Source organism: Lactobacillus nasalidis, from assembly GCF_016587775.1.
Lineage (GTDB): Bacteria > Bacillota > Bacilli > Lactobacillales > Lactobacillaceae > Lactobacillus > Lactobacillus nasalidis.
The window spans coordinates 1-2490 of record NZ_BOCG01000610.1; the positions used below are offsets into that span (position 1 = coordinate 1).

General features: G+C 56.1%; 3 protein-coding genes and 1 pseudogene. All 4 read right to left on the minus strand.

Annotated elements, in window-relative coordinates; translation table 11 throughout:
- Positions 1-718: D-alanyl-lipoteichoic acid biosynthesis protein DltD (dltD, locus tag lacNas_RS11400; protein WP_201346880.1), on the minus strand; the 718-nt coding region annotated here is incomplete at its 3' end.
- Entirely contained in the window at positions 715-951 is a 237-nt protein-coding gene (dltC, locus tag lacNas_RS11405; RefSeq protein WP_201330543.1) for a D-alanine--poly(phosphoribitol) ligase subunit DltC, read from the minus strand. The genes dltD and dltC, both read right to left, overlap by 4 nt.
- Positions 952-1004: 53 nt before the next feature.
- Positions 1005-2237 carry a D-alanyl-lipoteichoic acid biosynthesis protein DltB gene (gene dltB / locus lacNas_RS11410; RefSeq protein WP_201330544.1) on the minus strand — a complete coding sequence of 411 codons (1233 nt, stop codon included), beginning with the start codon at positions 2235-2237 and terminating at the stop codon, positions 1005-1007.
- Positions 2234-2490: pseudogene (locus tag lacNas_RS11415) on the minus strand (D-alanine--poly(phosphoribitol) ligase subunit DltA); the annotation flags it as partial. The gene dltB and the pseudogene lacNas_RS11415, both read right to left, overlap by 4 nt.

The following is a 2490-nucleotide window of genomic DNA, read 5'->3' on the forward strand; positions in this document are numbered from 1 at the left end:
CGTAAGAGTAGGTGTCGGGCAGCTTCTTGCCCTGCTGCTCGATCTTGCCCAGCCGGTCCCGCAGCTGCCAGGAAGTGAAAAAGCTGTCCTCATTGGAGTACATCCGCCGCCGCCAGCGCAGGTAGTAGCGTTCCTTCGTGGAAATGCCCACTCCGGCCGCGATTTCCAAAAGGGCGTGGTGGATGACGTGCTCGCTCTTCACGCTCGGCATCTGCAAAAGGCGCCGGGCAGCATAGCGGTCAGCTTCCGTGTCCTTGGCGTTCAAAATGAAGTCGCTGGCGTGCAGGGGCGAATAATAGAGGCTGAAAGCATCAGGATTCTGCCCTTCAGCCGTGAACCACTGCGGCGAAATGATCACCACGGCCTTCTTGCTGGGCGCGTCCTGCATCCCCAAGTACTGGGCCAAAGACTGGCTGCCCGCCCCGCCCAGCAGGAAAGGCATATAGGAGCGCTTGTACTTGGTGGCCAGCACCGTCGGGTGCATGTTGTCAAAACGCGACAGTTCGCTTGACCCGTAGAAAGGCACGTAGCCCTGCTTGTAGGCCTTCTGCCGCATGGCCTTGCCCTTGAAGACCGTCGCGGTCTGCGAAGCGGCCGCCTGGTAGAGGCTGCCTGGCGAGAAGGTCCGCTCCCAAGGCAGGGAGAATATCCCGATCAGCAGCAGGGCCGCGCAGATGACTGGTCCGAAGATCAGCCAAAGTTTTGTCTTATTCTTCATCTTGCAGTTTCTTCACCTTGTTCAACCAGCTTGTTCGGGGTGTTCCAGTCGTCACGGTTGAATTCGGAAACCGGAACCGTGATGTCGAAGGTTTCCTGCAGGGTGAGGAGCATCTGAACCGTGGACATGGAGTCCATGATCCCGCTCTCGTAGAGTTCCTGGTCCATCTTGTCTGAGAAGTCTTCACCAGTAACGTCGTTTAAAATTTCAACAATTTGCTTTTGAATATCCATGATTTTCCTCTTTCTTGTCGAGAATCTTTCTTTTGTTTATTTTAAAAAAATGCCTACTTGCCCAGCGGCACGTTGAACCACAGGTTGTTCAGGAAGCCCGAGAAGATCAGGAAGCTGAGGCAGACCACGTTGAAGGTCACGAAAATCGCCACGGCTTCGGTGAACTTGTTGTGCTTGACCAGCTTGTGCTTCTTCTTGAAGCGGAGCCAGATGTCGTTGATGATGATGGCCAGGGCGTGGTAGAGCCCGTAAACGAGGTAGTACCAGGTCAGGCCGTGCCAGACGGCCATCACCATGAAGTTGACCAGGTAGGCCACCTGGGAGAGGCGGTTCCGGTTCTTGATCAGGCGCTTTTTCATCGCGAAGAAGGTAAAGCGCATGAAGATGAAGTCCCTGAACCAGAAGGACAGGGTCATGTGCCAGCGGTTCCAGAATTCCTTGATGTTGTGGGCCGCGAACGGCTTGTTGAAGTTCATCGGCGTGTGAATGCCCATGAAGTAGGAAATCGAAACGGCAAACAGGGAATAGCCCGCGAAGTCGAAGAACAGGTACATCGAGTAGCAGTACATTACCCCTAAAAGCCACCATGACAGGTGCAGCGGCGTCATCTTCCCGGCCAGGAGGGCCTGCTGCTCCAGGTAAGGGAGGCAGTAGGTCCCGAAGAACCAGCCCAGCAGGAACTTGTACAAAAAGCCCTGGAACAGGTAGCGGACCGCGTAAGCCAGATCCTTGATATAGTCCTCCCGGCTCGGCGCCTTGTCATAATCCTTGACGAAGCGGCGGTAGCGGTCGATCGGGCCGCTGGAAATCGTCGGGAAGAAGAGCAGGAAGCGGGCATACATTACCGGATCCACCTGCTTGATCGTCCCGTCGCGCAGCTCCATGACCACTTGAACCGTCTTGAAAGTCAGGTAGGAAATCCCCAGAAAGCCCAGGTCGATCCCCTGCCTGTGCGGCACGACTGGCCAGATCTTGACCGCGGCCAGCGGCAGGATGGCCAAAAAGACGGCCAGGCAGAAGATCCAGGTCTTGTTGGCCTTCCCCGTCTTCTTGCGGTAGTGCTGGTAGGCAAAAGTCACCAGGAACTGGTAGACGATGTAGCAGATCAGGGTGACCCCCTGCTGCCACTTGTCCGCGTCAAAGATCAGGAAGATGAAGGCCAAAGAGACCAGGGCCTCATACCACTTGTAGCGCTTGCCGAAGTACAGGCCGATGATCAGGGGCAACAGGGCAACCAGCAGGTAGATGAAGTACTGCGGGTTTTCATATGGTTGCAGATTTATCACGCCTTGTTGACCTCCTTGATCACCGCTTTGATGTCCACCTTCCCGTTTTGCGAGATTGGCAGGGCATCGCGGTAAAGATAGCGCTGCGGAATCATGTACGGCATCACGTCCCGGGTCAAGCCGTCTCTGATCTGCTTGGTAATGGCCCCTTCAGTGTACTTGCGGCTGACGCCGCTGTTCAGTTCCACCACGGCCACCAGCTGCTTGATCGTGTGGTCCGGCTTGTAGACCGGAGCCGCCACGGCGTGCCGGA